The 20,537-nt window shown below is 60.2% G+C and carries 14 protein-coding genes and 1 other RNA gene; 6 read left to right on the forward strand and 9 right to left on the reverse strand.

Annotated features, from left to right (window positions below; translation table 11 throughout):
* Position 1 precedes the first annotated feature (1 nt).
* Complete coding sequence (locus tag GIW48_RS25915; RefSeq protein WP_017134790.1) at positions 2–1,048, reverse strand: N-acetylmuramidase family protein; 1,047 nt, start codon at positions 1,046–1,048, stop codon at positions 2–4.
* A gap of 156 nt (positions 1,049–1,204) precedes the next feature.
* A complete protein-coding gene (locus GIW48_RS25920; protein WP_170039256.1) occupies positions 1,205–2,134 on the reverse strand; it encodes an N-acetylmuramidase family protein in 930 nt (309 codons plus the stop codon).
* Here GIW48_RS25920 and GIW48_RS25925 point away from each other — a divergent pair.
* The gene (locus GIW48_RS25925) at positions 2,133–2,300 is read left to right on the forward strand and encodes a hypothetical protein (RefSeq protein WP_236460275.1); all 168 of its coding nucleotides are present in this window, start codon (positions 2,133–2,135) and stop codon (positions 2,298–2,300) included. The genes GIW48_RS25920 and GIW48_RS25925 overlap by 2 nt on opposite strands.
* Before the next feature lie 41 nt (positions 2,301–2,341).
* Here the strand turns inward: GIW48_RS25925 and ffs are convergent.
* The 6 genes from ffs to GIW48_RS25955 all read right to left on the reverse strand — a co-directional run bounded on the left by ffs (position 2,342) and on the right by GIW48_RS25955 (position 11,756).
* Positions 2,342–2,438: signal recognition particle sRNA small type (ffs, locus tag GIW48_RS25930), an RNA gene on the reverse strand.
* A gap of 240 nt (positions 2,439–2,678) precedes the next feature.
* Positions 2,679–3,845 (reverse strand): zinc-binding metallopeptidase family protein, encoded by a 1,167-nt coding sequence (locus GIW48_RS25935; RefSeq protein WP_236460274.1) that lies wholly within the window; start codon positions 3,843–3,845, stop codon positions 2,679–2,681.
* A gap of 161 nt (positions 3,846–4,006) precedes the next feature.
* Complete coding sequence (gene ligA, locus GIW48_RS25940; RefSeq protein ID WP_099548813.1) at positions 4,007–6,364, reverse strand: NAD-dependent DNA ligase LigA; 2,358 nt, start codon at positions 6,362–6,364, stop codon at positions 4,007–4,009.
* Positions 6,365–6,451: 87 nt separating this feature from the next.
* On the reverse strand, positions 6,452–7,321 hold the full coding sequence (gene zipA / locus GIW48_RS25945; RefSeq protein ID WP_017134785.1) for a cell division protein ZipA: 870 nt from the start codon (positions 7,319–7,321) through the stop codon (positions 6,452–6,454).
* A gap of 284 nt (positions 7,322–7,605) precedes the next feature.
* The gene (gene smc / locus GIW48_RS25950; RefSeq protein ID WP_236460272.1) at positions 7,606–11,094 is read right to left on the reverse strand and encodes a chromosome segregation protein SMC; all 3,489 of its coding nucleotides are present in this window, start codon (positions 11,092–11,094) and stop codon (positions 7,606–7,608) included.
* Between the two features lie 2 nt (positions 11,095–11,096).
* Entirely contained in the window at positions 11,097–11,756 is a 660-nt protein-coding gene (locus tag GIW48_RS25955; protein ID WP_186617202.1) for a GntR family transcriptional regulator, read from the reverse strand.
* Positions 11,757–12,036: 280 nt separating this feature from the next.
* Here GIW48_RS25955 and xdhA point away from each other — a divergent pair, with 280 nt between their 5' ends.
* From xdhA to guaD, 4 genes are all read left to right on the forward strand, one after another.
* Positions 12,037–13,485, forward strand: coding sequence for a xanthine dehydrogenase small subunit (gene xdhA, locus GIW48_RS25960; protein WP_186617203.1), 1,449 nt, complete (start codon positions 12,037–12,039; stop codon positions 13,483–13,485).
* Entirely contained in the window at positions 13,478–15,865 is a 2,388-nt protein-coding gene (gene xdhB, locus GIW48_RS25965) for a xanthine dehydrogenase molybdopterin binding subunit (protein WP_186617204.1), read from the forward strand. Before xdhA ends, xdhB begins: the two co-directional genes overlap by 8 nt.
* A gap of 149 nt (positions 15,866–16,014) precedes the next feature.
* Positions 16,015–16,854, forward strand: coding sequence for a xanthine dehydrogenase accessory protein XdhC (xdhC, locus tag GIW48_RS25970; protein ID WP_017134780.1), 840 nt, complete (start codon positions 16,015–16,017; stop codon positions 16,852–16,854).
* Between the two features lie 15 nt (positions 16,855–16,869).
* On the forward strand, positions 16,870–18,174 hold the full coding sequence (gene guaD / locus GIW48_RS25975) for a guanine deaminase (RefSeq protein ID WP_170039269.1): 1,305 nt from the start codon (positions 16,870–16,872) through the stop codon (positions 18,172–18,174).
* Positions 18,175–18,345: 171 nt separating this feature from the next.
* Here guaD and GIW48_RS25980 read toward each other — a convergent pair whose 3' ends face one another.
* Positions 18,346–19,110 carry a GntR family transcriptional regulator gene (locus tag GIW48_RS25980; protein ID WP_017134778.1) on the reverse strand — a complete coding sequence of 255 codons (765 nt, stop codon included), beginning with the start codon at positions 19,108–19,110 and terminating at the stop codon, positions 18,346–18,348.
* Positions 19,111–19,325: 215 nt separating this feature from the next.
* On the opposite strand from GIW48_RS25980, the gene GIW48_RS25985 reads away from it, so the two are divergent.
* Positions 19,326–20,516: a benzoate/H(+) symporter BenE family transporter gene (locus GIW48_RS25985; RefSeq protein ID WP_017134777.1), complete on the forward strand. Its 1,191-nt coding sequence runs from the start codon at positions 19,326–19,328 to the stop codon at positions 20,514–20,516.
* The last annotated feature ends 21 nt before the right edge of the window (positions 20,517–20,537 follow it).

Genomic DNA, 20,537 nt, shown 5'->3' on the forward strand with positions numbered 1-20,537 from the left:
CTTATTTCTTCCCTTCCAATGCTTCGTAGGCCTTTTTGATACGGCTGTCGTAGTCACCGTAATCCTTGCCGTTATAGTTACGCGCCATGGCCACGTAGTCTTTATCTTTCATGGCCTTGATCAGGGCCGGGCTCTGGCTGCAAAAACCAATAAACGCTTTTAATTGGTTACCGGCATTGACCTTCAGGGCGGCAGCAAATTCAAACACCGTCTTGTAACCGCAGGAGGTGTAGTTGAACCCCATTATTTGAAACATGCCCCAGGACGCCGACATCAATGCCGCCTCCTGGTCCAGCGCAAACGCTGTGGCCATGGTCTCCCAGGCTTTGGTCTGGTCCTTGTTATTGACCTGCCACTGCGGCCCGGCCTTTCTCACGTAGATATAAGACAGCAGCGGGTGCGCCTGATCGTAGATGTGCTTGGTGTACTTGCGAAACAAGTGGCCTTCAAAGGCAATCACCGGCAACTTGGCCGGCCCGAACCCGGAACGCCCGCCGGATTCGACCGTGGCGAAAGCCTTGATGATATTCACCGAAATGCCGCTGCCCAACTGGGTGGCAGCGCTTTGAAAGTCGGTATCGGTCAGCGTCATGCCACCATCGCACGTGGCCTGGAGCATCAACTGGCGGTTACGCCGCTCGGCCTCGATGGTCGCGCGCATGCGCTCCAGGTACACATTGACCGTGGCCTGTACCGCATCGCCGCCGTTATTGCCAAACGCGTTGAGAAAGCTCGGAATGCGCATCGTCGGAAACGCCTTCACCGGCACTTTGACCGCCTCTTCTATCAGGCTATTGAAGGTTCGGCCGGTCGGGTCGATCACGCCATCAGGATGCGCATACTTGAGGTGCCGGAACTGATACTGGCTGATGCACTGCACCAATTGCCCATCGCACTTACCGTTTTCGGCCAGCGCAAAACCCATCTTGGGAATGATCAGATTAAATAGATACTGGATGCACTGAACATCGGCGGGCAAGTTGCGCGCTTTACCCGGCGCGCCCACTGAAGCACTGATAAGACGGGGCAACCCTTGCAGGCTTTTCATCATGGACATCCTTGTTAGTTCAAGAAGTGATAGCACTTCAATATCAGCACCGCACACCTGTCATAACTTGAAACAAGTGGCTGGCGGAAACTAACAAGATGATTTTGGGTTGTCCAGTGGGCCACCTCAACGATGTGAGGCAGCCAGCAGGTGCGGCTATTTTTTCCGTTCCAGCGCCTCGAAGGCTTTTTGGATACGCCTGTCGTAGTCGCCATAGCTTGAGCCATTGTAATTGCGCGCCATGCCGGCAAAGTCCTTGCTTTTCATCGCTCTGAGCAAGGCTGGATTCTTGCGGCAAAAGCCGCAGAACGCCATCAATTGCTGGCCGGCGTTAAGCTTCAGTGCAGCCACAAACTCGAACACGTTCTTGTAGCCACAGGCAGCAAAATTAAAGCCCATGACCTGGAACATACCGTAGGACGCCGACATCAGCGCTGCTGCCTGGTCCAACGTATAAGCATCGACCAGAGTCCGCCACGCAATCGCCTGGGTTTTATTGTTGGCTTTCCATTGCGGGCCAGCATTGACCAAAAAGGGGTAGGACAAAAAGGGGTAGGTCCTGTCGTACTTATGTTGAGTGTACTTGCGAAAGATATGGCCCTCGAAGGCGATAACCGGCATGTTGGCCGGCCCGAACCCGGATCGCCCACCAGACTCAACGGCGGCAAACGCCTTGATCAGATTCACCGAAATACCGTTGCCCAGCGCTGCAGCCGCGCTCTGAAAATCAGCCTCGGTCAGGGCGATTTGACCGTCACAGGTGGGCCTGGTGACTAACGACTGGTCGGGAAGAACAACGGCATTGGCTTTGCCTGCATCGTCGACCAGGCTATTGAACGTCCGACCGCCCGGGTCAATCACCCCATCAGGTTTGCTGACCTTGAGACGATTCGCCTGATAGTCGCTGATGCGCCGCAACAACAGCGGGCCGCACTTTCCGTCCTCCACAAGGCGCGAAGCGGATTCTGGCGTGATCAGATTAAACAGATGCTGGATAAAGCGAACATCAGCAAGCACATTCTGCGCCTTGCCTGGGGCGCCGACTGAAGCACTGAGCGTTCTGGGTAAAACGGGAAGGCTGGGCATGGCAATCATCCTTGTTGATCAAAGGAGTGCCATCACTTCTTTACTACTCCAGCACAGGGTCGCTTACAAGAATGACGCTAGCAGGCCGCTGAAAATTTTCCAGCACAACGCCGTCATCGCTGCGCAAAAAATGGCAGATGAGCGAGTAAAACAATGTTTGATTTGAAACAGGAAGGGTAGAAACAAAGGAGAGCGTTATGGAGGCAACCCCACCAGCCACACCCCGGCACACAATGTTCCCGCTGTGGCTGCTGCCTTCCGGCTCTGACCAGGTTCACGGGTAATCGTTGCGGGGGGACCGATGGGGTCACCATAACGACGCTGGCCTCTCGGCAAGCCGCGCCATTGTACCGATCTCATCGGAACTTACAACCGTTGTTCCGGATTAAAAATATGAAGGAGCTCAAGCACTTGTCCACAACCTCGATAACCTGCCAGAACCTTGTGGGAGCCGGGCTTGCCCGCGATTGCGGTGCATCAGTTGGGGCATTCACTGGATGATGCACCGCAATCGCAGGCAAGCCAGCTCCCACATAGGGGCGGATTACTGTGCTTGTACGACTTCGTCGGCCCTGCCGCCCTCCTCCTGAATCACCAAGTGAATGAAGTGCAGCTTGGCGATCACGGCCGGCGGCAACACAAAGGGGTAGAAATCCGGCTGGCCCATGCTGCGCGACAGTTCGTTGAGCATGCCGGCCAGTTCGATCCAGGCGTTGACGAACGACAGGAAGGCCGGGCCGCCAGGGTGTTCGGGGTCGTAGAGCGTGGTCAACGGGAAGGGCTGGTAATCCAGGTCCATCTCGCGGGCACTCATGCCAAAGCCCAGTGCGGTGTCGACGGCGTCCATCATGTGCAGGTAGTGAGCCCAGGTTTCGGCCCAGTCTTCCCAGGGGTGCATGGTCGCGTAGGCGCTGACACAGGTTTGCTGCCAGTCGGCGCGCGGGCCGTTCTGGTAGTGCTGCTCGAGTGCCTCGGCGTAACTGGCGCGTTCGTCGCCGAACAGGCTACGAAACGATTCAAGCCAATGGCTGTTGGCAATCAGCCGATCCCAATAGTAATGGCCGACCTCATGGCGAAAGTGGCCGAGCAACGTGCGATACGGCTCGCGCATTTGCACACGGACTTTCTCGCGATGGGCGTCGTCCGCTTCCTTGATATCGAGGGTGATCAGGCCGTTGGCGTGGCCGGTGGTGGGTGCGTTGCCTTCAAGGTCAATGCCGACGAAATCGAAGGCCAGGCCGCTGTTTTCGTCAACACTTTTGGGCACCACTTGCAGGCCCAGGCTGATCAGTTGCGCCACCAACCGGCGCTTGGCGGTTTCGACTTTGCGCCAGCGTTCGGGGTTATCCGGCACCGATAAGTCGGGAATAGTGCGGTTCAGGCTGCACGCGACGCACAGCGTTGCGGTGCTGTGGGCAGGAATCAGCCAGTTACAGGCGGCCGGGGTGTCGAGGTTGGCGCAGCGGCGGAAGGTGCCGGCGTCAAGGTTATCGTCCTGTAGCCATGTGCCATCGACCGGGCCGGGCTGTAGCGACGACAGCCGGCTTTGCTGGGGCTGATAGCCCAACAGCGCAGAACAGACCAGGCACTGGCTGTTGCGAAAGAACAGCGACTGGCCGCACCGGCACTGCCACACCTTGCTGCTGCGCGAGGATCCGGCCATGAACGGTGCGGCGATGCGCGTGCTGAGTTGCTCGAAGTAGCGGAACATGGCGATCTCTCCCTGGGTGACCAAGACTAGATCATTTACCGTGAAAGATCGTTCCCACGCTCTGCGTGGGAATGCCTGCGGTGACGCTCTGCGTCACGAGGTTCAAGAGCCGACGCAGAGCGTCCAGGGCTGCATTCCCACGCGGAGCGTGGGAACGATCGTCAGACGCTGATGTTGTGTCTGGCCAGGAAGGCGACGAAGGCCTCTTCGTCCAGCACCTTGAGGCCCAGCTCGGTGGCCTTGGCCAACTTGGAACCCGCGCCCGGCCCGGCAACCACGCAGTGAGTCTTGGCCGAGACGGAACCTGCCACCTTGGCGCCCAGGCTTTCGAGCTTGTCCTTGGCCACATCACGGCTCATCAGCTCAAGAGAGCCGGTCAGCACCCAGGTATGCCCCGCTTCCGGCAAGCCCTCGACGACCTTCTTCTCGCTCTGCCAGTGCATACCGAAGTCCTTGAGCTGCTGCTCGATGGCCAGGGCACGGTGGGCATTGTCCGGGTTATCAAAAAACTCGCGCACCGCCTTGGCCTGCTTCTCGGGCAACGCCTGGCGCATATCCAGCCAGTCGGCCTTGATTACGCCTTCGAGGCTTACGAACTTGTCGGCCAGTTTTTGCGCGGCGCCAGGCCCTACGCTGGGCACGTGCAGCTTGTCGAGCAGGCCGCCGAGGGTGGTGCTGGCGGCAAACTCGGCGCTCAGGTCGCCCTGATCCTGCAACTGCAGGCCGCATTCATCCGGCGACAGCAGCGCGCCAATCACCTCCTGGTTATGGCTGTCTTCAAAGAAGCTGTGAATCTCGTGGGCGACTTCAAGGCCCACGTCCGGCAAGTACGTCAGCACTTCCGGCAAGGCCTGCTGCACGCGCTCCAGGGACGCCAGCGAGCGCGCGAGCACCTTGGCCGTCTCTTCGCCCACGTCCGGAATGCCCAAGGCGTAGATAAACCGCGCCAGGGTTGGAGTCTTGCTGTTTTCGATGGCGGCAATCAGCTTCTTGCTGGAAATATCGGCAAAGCCTTCCAGGTCGATGATCTGCTCGTATTTGAGCTTGTAGAGGTCAGCCGGCGAGCCGATAAGCTTTTCATCCACCAACTGCTCGATGGTTTTGTCGCCCAGGCCGTCAATGTCCATGGCGCGGCGCGACACAAAATGGATGATCGCCTGCTTGAGCTGCGCGCCACAGGCCAGGCGCCCGACGCAGCGGTAAACCGCGCCTTCGCTGACGGTTTCCTTGCCCTTGCTGCGCTTGACCAGTTGCGTGCGCTCCACATGGGAGCCGCACACCGGGCAGCTTTGCGGAATGTGCACGGCGCGGGCGTTTTCCGGGCGGCGTTCGGTGACCACCGAGACGACTTGCGGGATCACATCACCGGCACGGCGAATGATCACAGTGTCGCCGATCATCAAGCCCAGGCGCGCCACTTCATCCATATTGTGCAAGGTTGCGTTGGACACCGTCACACCCGCGACCTTGACCGGCTTCAAGCGCGCCACCGGCGTTACAGCACCGGTGCGGCCGACCTGGAATTCCACATCGAGCAGCTCGGTCAGCTCTTCCATGGCCGGGAATTTATGCGCGATGGCCCAGCGTGGTTCGCGGGCGCGGAAGCCCAGCTCACGTTGGGAAGCAATGTTGTTGACCTTGAACACCACGCCGTCAATCTCGTACGGCAGGCTGTTACGCCGCTCGCCGATATCGCGGTAGTACGCCAGGCAATCCTGAATGCCCTTGGCCAGCTTCAGCTCATGGCTGATGGGCATGCCCCACTTCTGCAATTGCTGCAGGTTACCGATATGGGTGTCGCTGATGTCGGTAGTCACGCCGTAGCAGCAAAACTCCAGCGGGCGGCTGGCGGTGATCTTCGAGTCCAGCTGGCGCAAGCTGCCTGCGGCGGCATTACGCGGGTTGGCGAAGGTCTTGCCGCCCACTTCCAGTTGCGAGGCATTAAGGCGCTCGAAGCCAGCCTTGGACATGAACACTTCGCCGCGCACTTCCAGGGTCGCCGGCCAGCCGCTGCCGTGCAGTTTCAACGGGATATTGCGCACCGTGCGCACGTTGACGCTGATGTCTTCACCGGTGGTGCCATCGCCGCGCGTGGCACCGCGCACCAGCTCGCCGTCCTGATACAACAGGCTGACCGCCAGGCCATCGAGCTTGGGCTCGCAGCTGTATTCCACCGCTGCGCCGCCGCCAAACAGATCGCCCACCGGCAGGTCGAGACCTTCGGTAACCCGGCGATCAAATTCGAGCATGGTGGTTTCATCAAAGGCGTTGCCCAGGCTGAGCATCGGAATCTCGTGCTTGACCTGGGTGAACGCCGACAGCGCCGCACTGCCAACCCGCTGCGTCGGCGAATCACGCGTCACCAAATCCGGGTGCTCGGCTTCCAGAGCCTTTAGCTCATGGAATAACCGGTCGTACTCGGCGTCCGGAATGCTCGGCTCGTCGAGGACGTGGTAGCGGTAATTGTGCTGATCCAGTTCAGCGCGCAGTTCGAGAATGCGGGTGTGGGCGGCGGTCATGGGTGTTCTCTCATAAAGCAAAAGAGCAGCCGAAGCTGCTCAATATGTTAGTGCACGGATTCTACAGGCAACGCTTAAGATCGAACCTCAGCGTTTCTGTGTCAGGGCGCGACGCTCGAACTCGACGATGCGCTGACGGTAATGCTCGATGGTCTGGGCAGTGAGCACGCTGCGTTGGTCGTCCTTGAGCTCGCCGTTGAGCTCTTGGGACAGTTTGCGCGCAGCAGCCACCATCACGTCGAACGCTTGTTTCGGGTGACGCGGGCCTGGCAAACCGAGGAAGAAGCTCACCGCCGGGGTGCTGAACAAGTCGATATCGTCCAGATCGAAAGTGCCCGGCTTGACCGCGTTGGCCATGGAGAACAGCACTTCGCCGTTACCGGCCATGCTTTCGTGGCGGTGGAAAATATCCATCTCGCCAAAGCGCAGGCCGCTTTCGAGGATATTCTGCAAGAGTGCCGGGCCTTTGAAGCCGGCGGCGTCACGGCAGATCACGCTGATCACCAAGACTTCTTCGGCAGCAGGCTGGTCGTTGACCGATTGGCGCGGCGCACTGGATGCCTTGCCGATATTTTCATCCGGGAAATCGTCGTCGCGGCTGCTGAAGCTCGGGCCTTCGTCGACGTCGAGGTTCAGGTCGCCCTGATGCGGCTCGGCGACGGCGGCACTGGCGCGCTTGCCACGCTTGGACGACGGTTCGCGGGCTTCACGCACCGGCGCACTCATCGACGGCAAGTCGTGCTCGTCCAGTTGTGGTTCTTTATGGTTATCCAGCACACGAGGCGGCCCCAGCAGCTCGGCGCTGCCGTCGTCGTCGGGCAAGTTGGACAGGTTACGGTCCAAACGGAATTTGAGCTTGCCCTTGCCACCGCGCATGCGGCGCCAGCCATCAAAAAGAATACCGGCAATGACAATAATGCCGATGACGATCAGCCACTCGCGCAGACCGATTTCCATGTAATCCCGTGCCTCTAATAAAAAATGCTGAAAAATAAGGGGTTTAGCAACGTCCAAACCGCTTTAAAACGTGGCGCCAACTCTATGTTCTGACTGACGTTTTGCCCACGCATACGAGGAATTGACAATAAACTAGCACGACCTTCGATAACTTTACACAGTTGGCGCGAAATGTATCGGTTTGCCATCTTTCGGCGACATGGGAGATCTCTTACGCAAGCCGCCAACTGTGAGCTACACACTGCAAGCTATAGCCTCACACACTTGCAGCTTGCAACTCGCCGCTAGGCGTCCACCATCGCCATCGCTTCTTCGACATCCACCGCCACCAACCGCGAACAACCCGGCTCATGCATCGTCACGCCCATCAACTGATCGGCCATTTCCATGGCGATCTTGTTGTGGGTGATATAGATGAACTGCACGGTCTGGGACATCTCTTTAACCAACCGAGCGTAGCGTCCAACGTTAGCGTCATCCAGCGGCGCGTCAACTTCGTCGAGCATGCAAAACGGCGCCGGGTTCAACTTGAAGATCGCAAATACCAGGGCCAATGCCGTGAGTGCCTTTTCGCCACCGGACAACAAATGGATGGTGCTGTTCTTCTTGCCCGGGGGCCGCGCCATAATCGTCACCCCTGTATCGAGTAGATCTTCGCCCGTCAGTTCCAAGTAGGCGCTGCCGCCACCGAAAACTTTCGGGAATAACGCCTGTAAACCGCCATTAATCTGATCAAAGGTATCTTTGAAGCGATTACGGGTTTCCTTGTCGATCTTGCGGATCACGTTCTCCAGAGTGTCCAGCGCTTCGACCAGGTCGGCGTCTTGAGCATCCAGATAACGTTTACGCTCGGACTGTTGCTGGTATTCGTCGATGGCCGCCAAGTTGATCGCGCCCAGGCGCTGGATACGCGCGGCGATGCGCTCAAGTTCTTCTTCAGCGTCTTTTTCATTGGCCTGGGCGGTCAATGTATTGAGCACGCCGTGCAAGTCAAAGCCGTCTTCAAGCAACTGGTCTTGCAGGGTTTTGCGGCGCACGGTCAGGGCTTGCCATTCCATGCGTTGCTGTTCGAGTTGGCCGCGAATCAGCTGGGATTGCTGCTCGGCCTGGGTCCGGCGTTTCTCGGCGTCGCGCAGTTCGCGGTCGGCGTCTTCCAGGGCGATTTGCGCGGTCTTGAGTTCTTCATCAACGGTCATGCGCTTGTCGAGCAACTCTTCGAGCTTAAGGCGCAACTCTTCCAGCGGCGCCTCGCCCTCCTCCAGGTTGAGGCTCAGTTGCTCGCGCTTTTCGGTGAGGCGTTCGGACTGCATCTCCAAACGCTCAAGCGCCTGGCGCGTGGAGGTGTGCTGGGCCTGCAACGAGCCCAGGCGCACGGCCAATTGGTGGGCGTGATCCTTGTGCTGACGGGCTTCCTGGCGCACTCGATCGAGTCGCTCACGCAGGCTGTCGCGCTGGGCCAGCAGCAGTTCGCGCTGCTCGGTATCCAGCGCCATGCTGTCGAGGGCTTCCTGCAAGTGCAGGCGCGCTTCGCCGATCTGCTCGTGTTCGAGGGCGCGCTGCTCGCCCATCTCGGCCACTTCTTCGTCAAGGCGGGTGCGGCGCAGGGTCAGTTGCTCGGCCTTGGCCTTGCTCGCCGACAGTTGGGCTTTCAATTCGCCTTGCTGGCGCGCTTCGTCCTGCAAGAGGCGGCGCAGGTGTTCGCGGCCAGTCTCTTGTTGGCGCTGAGTGGCACGCAGGGTTTGCAGTTCGGTTTCCAGGCTTTCGAGGGTGGCCTCGCGTTCTTCGCGTTCGGCGCTCAGGTTGACGATTTCCTGGCCACGGGCCAATACGCCGCTCTCGGCCTCACTGGCGCGACGCACGCGCAGGAAGTGCCGGCCAACCCAGTAACCGTCTCGGCTGATCAGGCTTTCACCGGCGCCCAATTGGCCACGCTGGGACAAGGCTTGCTCCAATGATTCAACCGGTTTGACCTGGCCCAGCCACGGCGCCAGATCGATCGCGGCCTCAACCTTGTCGAGCAAACTGCCCGGCACTCGCGTGCCATCGACTGCGGGGCTGAGCAAACGCAAATCGCCCTGGGCAAAACCGGCCAGGTCGAAACCGCCAAAATCATCCACCAATACGGCTTGCAGGTCGGCGCCCAACACGGTCTCGACCGCCAATTCCCAACCCGCTTCAACTTTCAAGCCTTCGGCCAGGCGCGGACGCTCGGCCAGGTGCTGGTCACGCAGCCATTCGGCGGTGCCGGTGCCTGGGTCCAACGCTGCCTGCTGCAAGGCTTCAAGCGACGCCAGGCGCCCGTTCAGCCGCTGCAAATCGCCCTGGGCCTGCTGCTGGGCCTGGGTCGCCTGTTGCAGTTGCTGACGCAATTGCTCCAGGCGCTCCACTTGCTGTTCTTCGCTGGCCTCGAGTTCTTCCAGGGTCATTTCGCTTTCGGCCAGCTGTTCGCTCAACGCCATGATCGCCGCGTCTTCCGGGTCGGCGGCGAGCAACGCGCGCTCCTCCTGCATACGGCGCTGGCGCTCGGCCAGGCGCTCCATGCTGGTTTCCAGTTGCTGGATGCGCGATTGCTGCACCTCAGCCTGGCGGCGCGGCTCGGCGGATTGCAGGTTGAAAGCGTCCCACTGTTCCTGCCAGCCGTGCATGGTGGTTTCGGCTTCTTCCAGGGCGGCCGCGGCCTCTTCAGCGGCGGCGCTGGTGATTTCCTGCTCGGGCGTGAGCATGTCCAGCTCTTCGCCCAACGTCAGCAGCAACGTACGGTCGTGGCCCAGGTGCGACTCTGTTTCCAGCCGCGCGCGTTCGGCTTCTTTCAAATCGTCCTGCAACTGGCGCAGGCGCTGCTGGCCGTGCTGGATGCTCTGTTCGACCCGAGCAATATCGCCGCCTACCGAGTAGAACCGCCCCTGCACCAGATTGAAGCGCTCGGACAGGTCATGGTGACCGTCACGCAAGCGCTCGATGCTCGCGTCGGCATTACGCTGCTCGGCCACCAGCGCTTCGAAGCTGATTTCCTGGGTGCCAATGATCGCTTCGCGCTGGCCGACCTGATCATTCAGCGCCTGCCAGCGCAGGGCCGAGAGCTGCGCCTTGAGCTGGCGCTCCTCGCCCTTGTATTCCTGGTACTTCTCGGCCGCCTGGGCCTGGCGGTGCAGGCGTTCCAGTTGACGCTCCAGCTCTTCGCGCAGGTCGGTCAGGCGGGCGAGGTTTTCGTGGGTACGGCGGATACGGTTTTCGGTCTCGCGGCGGCGCTCCTTGTACTTGGAGATGCCGGCCGCTTCTTCGATAAAGTTACGCAGGTCTTCGGGCTTGGCTTCGATCAGCTTGGAGATCATGCCCTGCTCGATGATCGAGTAGCTGCGCGGGCCTAAGCCGGTGCCGAGGAAAATGTCGGTGATATCGCGTCGACGGCATTTGGTGCCGTTGAGGAAGTAACTGTTCTGGCTGTCGCGCGTCACTTTGCGGCGAATCGAGATTTCCGCGTAAGCGGCGTATTCGCCAACCAGGGTGCCGTCGGAGTTGTCGAACACCAGTTCGATGCTGGCCTGGCTCACCGGCTTGCGGCTGGTGGAGCCGTTGAAGATGACGTCGGTCATCGACTCGCCACGCAGGTTTTTTGCCGAGCTCTCGCCCATCACCCAACGTACGGCGTCGATGATGTTCGACTTGCCGCAGCCATTGGGCCCGACCACCGCCGCCATGTTACTGGGGAAGTTCACCGTGGTCGGGTCGACGAAGGATTTGAACCCCGCCAGTTTGATGCACTTGAGCCGCACGTTTAGGCGCCCGCCAACGCAGCGATGACCAACGAGCTGCTGCGCTCGCAGTAGGCCGACAGTACCTGGCGGATCTGCGGCAGATCACGGGCGAGCACCGCCGCGAGCAGCTGCTCGAACAGCGCCAGGTACTCACTCATCTCCGCCTTGCGCTGGTCCAGGGCCAGGTAATAGGCACGGTTCATCGCCGGCTGCAGGTTTTCGACGGTTTCCTGCAAGTACGGGTTGTTGGCGAAGGGGTACGCGGCGCGCATCACACTGAAGCTTTCTTCGACGAAGGCACGCACGTCCTCACGTTCGAAACTGGTCATCAGGCGTTGCTGGATCTGCAGGAACGGCGCCATGTCAGCCTGGACCTTCCAGCCCTCAGCCACCGAATTGCCGAGCAGGATGTACATCTCGCCCATCAGCGTGCACAGGCTCTGCACCTTGTGCGCGGTGAGTTCGGTGACGTGGGCGCCACGGCGCGGCAGGATCGCGATCAGGTGGCGGCGCTCGAGGATCAGCAAAGCTTCACGCACGGAGCCACGGCTGACATTGAGTGCCAGCGTGACTTTCTGTTCCTGGATCCGCTCCCCAGGCTTGAGATCGCCGCGAATGATACGTTCGGCGAGGTGGTGAGCAATTTGCTCGGCGAGACTGTCCGGCGCCTTGAACGTCATGTTTTCCCTTCAAAATCTTCTATCGGTACAAGCGCGGCAGTGTAGCGCATTGGCTGGCTGATGGCGCTACGCCCACAGGCGCGAATTTGGCATGAAATAAGCAGCGATGAAAAGCCAAAAGCCAGCAAAAACACCGGTTCCAGAAGACTGGACCATAATTAAAAGTGTTGCGATCGCAATTTCTTGACCTTCTGGTCAGAAAATCGTTGACCGAAAAGTCAGACATGACTAGATTCGGCGCAAAGCGGTTAACAACAATAATGAGTCTGCGAGGCCTTCCGTGATCCAGTTTTTACTTAACCAGGAACTCCGTAGCGAGCACGCCCTGGACCCCAACCTGACCGTGCTCAACTATTTGCGCGAGCATTTGGGCAAATCCGGCACCAAGGAAGGCTGCGCCAGCGGCGATTGCGGTGCATGCACCGTGGTGGTCGGCGAATTGCACACCGACACTCAAGGCGCGGAGCAGATCCGCTATCGCAGCCTCAATTCCTGCCTGACGTTTGTGTCGTCATTGCACGGCAAACAGCTGATCAGCGTCGAAGACCTCAAGCATCAAGGCCAACTGCACAGCGTGCAACAGGCCATGGTCGAGTGCCACGGCTCGCAATGCGGCTTTTGCACCCCAGGCTTTGTGATGTCGCTGTTTGCCCTGCAAAAGAACAGCGACGCCCCCGATAGCCAGAAAGCCCATGAAGCCCTGGCCGGTAACCTGTGCCGTTGCACCGGTTATCGACCGATCCTCGCCGCCGCCGAACAGGCCTGCTGCAACAAGCCGGCTGATCAGTTCGACAGCCGCCAGGCCGAGACCATCGCCCGGCTCAAAGCCATCGCGCCCACGCAAACCGGTGAACTCAACAGCGGCGACAAACGCTGCCTGGTGCCGCTCACCGTTGCCGACCTGGCCGACCTCTACGACGCCTACCCGCAGGCGCGTTTGCTGGCGGGCGGCACTGACCTGGCGCTGGAAGTCACGCAGTTTCACCGCGTGCTGCCGGTGATGATCTACGTGGGCAACATCGAAGAGATGAAACGCATCGAGTCGTTCGACGACCGCCTGGAAATCGGCGCGGCTACCCCGCTGTCCGACTGCTACAGCGCGCTGCACCACGAATACCCGGACTTCGGCGATTTGCTGCACCGCTTCGCTTCGCTGCAAATCCGCAACCAGGGCACGCTGGGCGGCAATATCGGCAATGCGTCGCCCATCGGCGATTCGCCACCACTGCTGATCGCGCTCGGCGCGCAGATCGTGCTGTGCAAGGGCAACACCCGTCGCACCCTGGCGCTGGAAGATTACTTCATCGATTACCGTGTCACTGCGCGTCAGGACAGTGAGTTTATCGAGAAGATCATCGTGCCCAAGGGCCACGCGCTGTTCCGCGCCTACAAGGTTTCCAAGCGCCTGGACGATGATATTTCCGCCGTGTCCGCCGCCTTCAACCTGAAGCTCGACAACGGTGTGATCAGCGACGCCCGCGTGGCGTTTGGCGGCATGGCCGCCACGCCCAAGCGCGCGAAAAGCTGCGAAACCGTATTGGTGGGCGCCACCTGGAACGCCGCCACGGTGGAGAAAGCCTGCGCCGCCCTCGCCCAGGATTTCACCCCGCTGTCAGACTTCCGCGCCAGCAAGGAATACCGCCTGCTCAGCGCGCAGAACCTGCTGCGCAAATACTTCATCGAACTGCAAACACCGCACATCGAGACTCGGGTGACCGCTTATGTCTAACCATCACGCCGTCGTTAAAACCCAGGCCGAACTCGCCGAGCTGTTTGCCCAGGACCTGACCACCGGGGTCGGCCGCAGCGTCAAGCATGACAGCGCCGCCAAGCATGTCAGCGGTGAAGCGCAGTACATCGATGATCGCCTGGAATTTCCTAACCAGTTGCACCTGTACGCGCGTATGTCCGACCGCGCCCATGCGCGCATCATCAGCATCGACACCGCACCCTGCTACGCCTTTGACGGCGTGCGTATCGTCATCACCCATGAAGATGTGCCGGGCCTCAAAGACATTGGTCCATTGATGCCCGGCGACCCGTTACTGGCCATCGACACCGTGCAGTTTGTCGGCCAAGTGGTGCTGGCCGTGGCCGCCCGCGACCTGGAAACCGCGCGCAAAGCGGCCCTGGCGGCGGTGATCGAATACGAAGACCTGGAGCCGGTGCTGGACGTGGTCGAGGCCTTTCGCAAGAAGCACTTTGTGCTCGACAGCCACACCCACCAACGCGGTGATTCGGCGGGCGCACTGGCCACCGCGAAAAACCGTATCCAGGGCACCCTGCATATCGGCGGCCAGGAACACTTCTACCTGGAAACCCAGATTTCCTCGGTAATGCCCACCGAAGACGGCGGCATGATCGTCTACTGCTCCACGCAAAACCCCACCGAAGTGCAAAAGCTGGTGGCCGAAGTGCTCGACGTGTCGATGAATAAAATCGTCGTGGATATGCGCCGCATGGGCGGGGGTTTTGGCGGCAAGGAAACCCAGGCCGCCAGCCCCGCGTGCCTGTGCGCGGTGGTCGCGCACCTGACCGGCCAGCCGACCAAGATGCGCCTGCCGCGTGTCGAAGACATGCTGATGACCGGCAAGCGCCACCCGTTCTATATCGAATACGACGTGGGCTTTGACGACAACGGCCGCCTGCACGGCATCAATCTGGACCTGGCAGGTAACTGCGGCTGTTCGCCGGACCTGTCCAACTCGATTGTCGACCGCGCCATGTTCCACTCCGACAACTCGTATTACCTGGGCGACGCCACCGTCAACGGCCACCGCTGCAAGACCAACACCGCGTCCAACACAGCGTATCGCGGCTTTGGCGGCCCGCAAGGCATGGTGGCCATCGAAGAAGTCATGGACGCCATTGCGCGTCATCTGGCGCTGGACCCGTTGGCGGTGCGCAAGGCCAATTACTACGGCAAGACCGAGCGCAACGTCACCCACTACTACCAGACCGTCGAGCACAACATGCTCGAAGAAATGACCGCCGAGCTTGAAGCCAGCAGCCAGTACGCCGAGCGTCGCGAGGCGATCCGCCTGTACAACGCCCACAGCCCGATTCTGAAAAAAGGCCTGGCGCTGACGCCGGTGAAATTCGGTATTTCGTTTACCGCCAGTTTCCTCAACCAGGCTGGCGCGTTAATCCACATTTACACCGACGGCAGCATCCACCTGAACCACGGCGGCACCGAGATGGGCCAGGGCTTGAACATCAAGGTCGCGCAGGTGGTGGCTGAAATATTCCAGGTCGAGATCGACCGCGTGCAGATCACCGCCACCAACACCGACAAGGTGCCCAACACCTCGCCGACCGCCGCCTCCAGCGGTGCCGACTTGAACGGCAAGGCCGCGCAGAACGCTGCCGAAACCATCAAGCAGCGCCTGGTGGAATTTGCCGCGCGCAAGTACGACGTGAGTGAAGCGGACGTGGAGTTCCACAACGGCCATGTGCGCGTGCGCGATCAGATCCTGACCTTTGAGGCGTTGATCCAGCAGGCGTATTTCGCTCAGGTTTCGCTGTCGAGCACCGGCTTTTACAAAACCCCAAAAATCTTTTACGACCGCAGCCAGGCACGTGGCCGGCCGTTCTATTACTTCGCGTTCGGCGCGGCCTGCTGCGAAGTGATCGTCGACACCCTGACCGGCGAATACAAGATGTTGCGCACCGACATCCTCCACGATGTGGGCGCCTCGCTGAACCCGGCCATCGACATCGGCCAGGTCGAAGGCGGCTTTATCCAGGGCATGGGCTGGCTGACCATGGAAGAGCTGGTGTGGAACAACAAGGGCAAGCTGATGACCAACGGCCCGGCCAGCTACAAGATCCCGGCCGTGGCGGACATGCCCCTGGATTTGCGTGTGAAGCTGGTGGAAAACCGCAAAAACCCGGAAGACACGGTGTTCCACTCCAAGGCCGTGGGCGAGCCGCCGTTTATGCTCGGGATTGCTTCTTGGTGTGCGATCAAGGATGCCGTGGCAAGTTTGGGTGACTATCGCCATCAGCCGAAGATTGATGCGCCGGCGACGCCGGAGCGAGTGTTGTGGGGCTGTGAGCAGATGCGGCAGTTGAGCGCTGCAAAAGCCGTTGAGACTGAACTGGCTTGATCGTTCCCACGCTCTGCGTGGGAATGCCGCCTTGGACGCTCTGCGTCCGCTGTTGTGACGCAGAGCGTCACGGTATGCATTCCCACGCGGAGCGTGGGAACGATCTGATTCCCACGCGGAGCGTGGGAACGATCTGACTGGAGGTGACTATGAACAACTGGATCAGCGCCCTCGCCGACCTGCAGAACCAGGGTGAACCCTGCGTGCTGGTGACCATCATCGAAGAGCTCGGCTCCACGCCGCGCAATGCCGGCTCAAAAATGGTCATCAGCGCCGCGCACACCTTCGACACCATCGGCGGCGGGCACCTGGAATACAAGGCGATGCAGATCGCCCGTGACATGCTGGTGCGTGGCCAGCAGAACACCCATCTGGAGCGCTTCAGCCTCGGCGCCAGCCTGGGCCAGTGCTGCGGCGGCGTGACGGTGTTGCTGTTCGAACCCATGGGCCAGGTGCAGGCGCAGATCGCGGTATTTGGCGCCGGCCATGTCGGCCGCGCGCTGGTGCCGTTGTTGGCAAGCCTGCCGTGTCGGGTGCGCTGGATTGATTCGCGTGATCAGGAGTTTCCAGAACACATCCCTCAGGGCGTGCGTAAAATCATCAGCGAAGAGCCGGTCGACGAAATTGCCGACCTGCCGGTGGGCAGTTACTGCATCGTGATGACCCACAACCACGCGCTGGACCTGGAACTGACTGCCGCCCTGCTCAAGCGCAATGACTTTGCCTATTTCGGCCTGATCGGTTCAAAGACCAAGCGGGTCAAGTTCGAACACCGCCTGCGTGATCGCGGCTTCGACACCGCGCAACTGCAACGCATGCGCTGCCCCATGGGCCTCACCGAGGTAAAGGGCAAACTGCCGGTGGAGATCGCCATCTCCATCGCCGGTGAAATCATCGCCACCTATAACGCGAATTTCGGCCAGCACAGTGCGAGCGCCGAACCTATTGCCAAACTGCTGCCGGCCTCGCGTCGCAGCCAAGCTATCTAACACATTGAGATCACCATGCCTTTGACTCGCAAAGCCTACCGCGCCGCCATTTTGCACAGCATCGCCGACCCCGCCGAAGTGGGGATCGAAGCCTCTTATGAGTATTTCGAAGACGGCCTGCTGGTGATCGATAACGGCCAGATCAGCGCCCTGGGCCACGCCAGCGATTTGCTGCCAACCCTGCCCGCCGACATCGACGTGACCCATTATCAGGATGCGCTGATCACGCCCGGGCTGATCGACACCCATATCCACCTGCCGCAAACCGGCATGGTCGGTGCCTATGGCGAGCAGTTGCTGGATTGGCTCAACACCTACACCTTCCCGTGTGAAAGCCAGTTCGCCGACAAGGCCCACGCCGAGGAAGTCGCGGGTATCTTTATCAAGGAACTGCTGCGCAATGGCACCACCACCGCACTGGTGTTCGGCAGTGTGCACCCGCAGTCGGTGAACGCGTTCTTTGAAGCCGCCGAGAAACTCGACCTGCGCATGATCGCCGGCAAGGTGATGATGGACCGCAACGCGCCGGACTACCTCACCGACACTGCCGAATCCGGCTATCAGGAAAGCAAGGCGCTGATCGAACGCTGGCACGGCAAGGGCCGTTTGCACTATGCCGTCACGCCACGTTTTGCGCCGACCAGCACCCCGGAGCAACTGGCGCTGGCCGGGCAACTGCTGGGCGAATACCCGGACCTGTACATGCAGACGCACATCAGCGAGAACAAGCAGGAAGTCGAGTGGGTAAAAGAGCTGTTCCCGGAGCGCAACGGCTACCTGGACGTGTACGACCATTACAAGCTGCTGGGCGAGCGCTCGGTATTTGCCCACGGCGTGCACCTGTGTGATGACGAGTGCGCACGGCTGGCGGAGACGGGTTCAGCCGTGGCGTTCTGCCCGACCTCGAACCTCTTCCTCGGCAGTGGCTTGTTCAACTTGCCGATGGCCGAGAAGCACAAGCTGAATGTCGGCCTGGGCACTGACGTGGGCGGTGGCACCAGCTTCTCGCTGCTGCAAACCCTGAACGAAGCCTACAAGGTCATGCAACTGCAGGGCGCGCGTTTGAGCCCGTTCAAGTCGCTGTACCTGGCCACCTTGGGCGGTGCGCGGGCACTGCGTCTGGAAGACAAGATCGGCACATTGCAGCCGGGCACGGATGCGGACTTTTTGGTGCTGGACTACAACGCTACGCCGCTGCTCAGCTATCGCTTGAAGCAGGCCAATAACATTGCCGAGACGTTGTTTGTGTTGATGACGTTGGGGGATGACCGGACGGTGTTGCAGACGTATGCAGCGGGTCAGTTGGTGCACCAGCGCTAATTTCAGCAACACCACAAAACAAATGTGGGAGCTGGGCTTGTGTGGGAGCTGGCTTGCCTGCGATAGCATCACCGCGGTGTACCTGATACACCTCGGTGCCTGCATCGCAGGCAAGCCAGCTCCCACACAAGCCCGGCTCCCACATTTTTAGTCCCAGGCGAACCTGGAACATTACAGTTTGACTGAAGAACGCCCTGGCTTCTTGGTCTGCAACAAATGCGAGAACACCGCGTGCAAATCATCCGACGCGCTTTCCTCGTCGAGGTTGAGCTTGCTGTCGATGTGATCCATGTGGTGCATCATCAAATTCACTGCCAGCGTCGCGTCGCGTGCTTCGATCGCATCGATCAGTTGGGTGTGCTCATCGTAGGAACAGTGCGAGCGGTTGCCGCTTTCGTACTGGGCGATGATCAACGAGGTCTGCGACACCAGGCTGCGCTGGAAGCTGATCAGCGGTGCATTCTTCGCCGCTTCGGCGAGCTTCAAGTGGAATTCGCCGGAGAGGCGGATACCGGCACCGCGATCACCCCGTGAGAAGCTGTCGCGCTCGTCGTTGACCATCTGGCGCAACTCGGCCAGTTGCTCAGCCGTGGCGTGTTGCACCGCCAATTCAGTGATCGCCCGCTCGACCAGACGCCGGGCCAGGAACACCTGGCGCGCTTCTTCTACACTTGGGCTCGCCACTACCGCGCCACGATTGGGCCGCAGCAGCACCACGCCTTCATGGGCCAGGCGCGAGAGCGCGCGGCGGATGATGGTGCGGCTGACGCCGAAGATTTCGCCCAGTGCTTCTTCACTCAATTTGGTACCGGGCGCCAGGCGTTGTTCGAGGATCGCCTCGAAGATATGCGCGTAGACGATATCGTCCTGGGTTCCGCTGCGACCAGCCTTGCCGGCTCGCGGTTGTTTCTTGAGAGGTTGCAACTGTTCGTTCATGGGCACTCGGGGTTTGGAGAACGGCGGCGAATTAACGGTAATACGTCAACAGCGTGTTGCTGGCAAGTATCACCTAAAAACAGGGCACATTGTACACAACCCAGTGCGCCAACACACTGTACGGCTATTTGCGGCGGCGGCTGTATTGCAATGAGTGGTTACGTTTGAGTTTAGGCTTGAATTCGCTTTTTCCCAGGTAAAAGGAACACCTCTCCATGACCGACGCCACTCAAGCGCCCTTGCGCCCATTGGCCGACACTTCTGCGTCGGCCGTCGTCGCCGGCTTCATTGCCATGATGACCGGCTACACCAGTTCCCTGGTGCTGATGTTCCAGGCCGGCCAGGCAGCCGGTTTGACCACGGCGCAGATTTCTTCGTGGATCTGGGCGATCTCTATCGGCATGGCGGTGTGCAGCATCGGCCTGTCGTTGCGCTATCGCACGCCGATCACCATTGCCTGGTCCACGCCCGGCGCCGCGCTGCTGATCACAAGCCTGGGTGGAGTAAGTTACGGCGAGGCCATCGGCGCCTATATCACCTGCGCGGTGCTGGTCACGCTCTGCGGGCTGACCGGCAGCTTTGAAAAACTGGTCAAGCGCATCCCCGCCTCATTGGCGGCCGCCTTGCTGGCGGGGATTCTGTTCAAGATCGGCAGCGAGATTTTTGTCGCCGCGCAACATCGCACTGGCCTGGTGCTGGGGATGTTTTTCACCTATCTGATCATCAAGCGCCTGTCGCCGCGTTATGCAGTACTGGCCGCGCTGGTAATCGGCACCCTGTTGTCAGGGCTGATGGGTTTGCTGGACTTCAGCGGTTTCCACCTGGAAGTGGCCACACCGGTGTGGACCACGCCGCACTTCTCGCTGGCGGCGACCATCAGCATCGGTATCCCGTTGTTTGTGGTGGCAATGACCTCACAAAACATGCCCGGCGTCGCCGTGTTGCGCGCTGACGGCTATACCGTACCCGCCTCGCCGTTGATCACCGCAACAGGGCTGGCCTCGCTGGTGCTGGCGCCCTTTGGCTCCCACGGCATCAACCTGGCGGCCATCAGTGCAGCCATCTGCACCGGGCCACATGCCCATGAAGACCGCAACAAGCGCTACACCGCGGCCGTCTGGTGCGGGGTGTTCTACGGGATCGCCGGGGTGTTCGGCGCCACCTTGGCGGCGTTATTCGCAGCGTTGCCCAAGGAACTGGTGCTGTCGATTGCGGCCCTGGCGTTGTTTGGCTCGATCATCAATGGTTTGAGTATCGCCATGAATGAGCCCAAGGAGCGGGAAGCGGCGCTGATCACCTTTATGGTCACCGCGTCTGGCTTGACGCTGTTTTCCATCGGCTCGGCGTTCTGGGGGATTGTGGCGGGGGTGTTGACGCTGTTGATTCTGAATTGGCGCAAGGCATAAAAAAACGGCGACCCGAGGGTC

Source organism: Pseudomonas sp. PA-6-3C, from assembly GCF_021605825.1.
Lineage (GTDB): Bacteria > Pseudomonadota > Gammaproteobacteria > Pseudomonadales > Pseudomonadaceae > Aquipseudomonas > Aquipseudomonas edaphica.

What these genes read in the sequence shown, in the direction of transcription:
- GIW48_RS25920 (WP_170039256.1), bottom strand. Translation starts at nt 2,134, where the DNA reads ATGCCCAGCCTTCCCGTTTTACCCAGAACGCTCAGTGCTTCAGTCGGC.
- GIW48_RS25985 (WP_017134777.1), top strand. Translation starts at nt 19,326, where the DNA reads ATGACCGACGCCACTCAAGCGCCCTTGCGCCCATTGGCCGACACTTCT.
- GIW48_RS25915 (WP_017134790.1), bottom strand. Translation starts at nt 1,048, where the DNA reads ATGAAAAGCCTGCAAGGGTTGCCCCGTCTTATCAGTGCTTCAGTGGGC.
- xdhB (WP_186617204.1), top strand. Translation starts at nt 13,478, where the DNA reads ATGTCTAACCATCACGCCGTCGTTAAAACCCAGGCCGAACTCGCCGAG.
- GIW48_RS25955 (WP_186617202.1), bottom strand. Translation starts at nt 11,756, where the DNA reads ATGACGTTCAAGGCGCCGGACAGTCTCGCCGAGCAAATTGCTCACCAC.
- GIW48_RS25935 (WP_236460274.1), bottom strand. Translation starts at nt 3,845, where the DNA reads ATGTTCCGCTACTTCGAGCAACTCAGCACGCGCATCGCCGCACCGTTC.
- guaD (WP_170039269.1), top strand. Translation starts at nt 16,870, where the DNA reads ATGCCTTTGACTCGCAAAGCCTACCGCGCCGCCATTTTGCACAGCATC.
- GIW48_RS25925 (WP_236460275.1), top strand. Translation starts at nt 2,133, where the DNA reads ATGGCAATCATCCTTGTTGATCAAAGGAGTGCCATCACTTCTTTACTA.
- xdhC (WP_017134780.1), top strand. Translation starts at nt 16,015, where the DNA reads ATGAACAACTGGATCAGCGCCCTCGCCGACCTGCAGAACCAGGGTGAA.
- GIW48_RS25980 (WP_017134778.1), bottom strand. Translation starts at nt 19,110, where the DNA reads ATGAACGAACAGTTGCAACCTCTCAAGAAACAACCGCGAGCCGGCAAG.
- zipA (WP_017134785.1), bottom strand. Translation starts at nt 7,321, where the DNA reads ATGGAAATCGGTCTGCGCGAGTGGCTGATCGTCATCGGCATTATTGTC.
- ligA (WP_099548813.1), bottom strand. Translation starts at nt 6,364, where the DNA reads ATGACCGCCGCCCACACCCGCATTCTCGAACTGCGCGCTGAACTGGAT.